This window comes from Gilvimarinus sp. 1_MG-2023 (assembly GCF_030548285.1).
In genome coordinates, this window is the sequence record NZ_JAUOSC010000567.1 from 1 (window position 1) to 324 (window position 324).

Genomic DNA, 324 nt, shown 5'->3' on the forward strand with positions numbered 1-324 from the left:
GTTGTTCCCCTGGATGCTTTGGCAAACCCAGTGGCTGGGATTGGTTTTTTCAGTCGCTGCCTTGCTGGCCTTTTTTGCACTGGCGACCTTTCAGGATTATCAATTTGGCTGGTCGTCGACACTGATCAGTGACAATCGCACCATGGTACACATGATGGCGGTTGTCAGCTGGCCCTGGCACTGGTTAGTGGCATCACCGGGTCTTGAGCTGATCAGTCAGAGTCGTTTCAGTGCCCAGGATGTGATGGGGGCCGGTGCCGGTATGGGAAGCCGCCAGAGTGGCTGGTGGCCAACACTGGTGATGGCGATCATGGCGTACGGTAT

The 324-nt window shown here is 55.9% G+C and carries 1 protein-coding gene; it reads left to right on the forward strand.

What is annotated here, in order from left to right:
* A partial coding sequence (locus Q4563_RS18110; RefSeq protein WP_303605491.1) for a DUF2868 domain-containing protein occupies positions 1 to 324 on the forward strand: 324 nt, incomplete at both ends.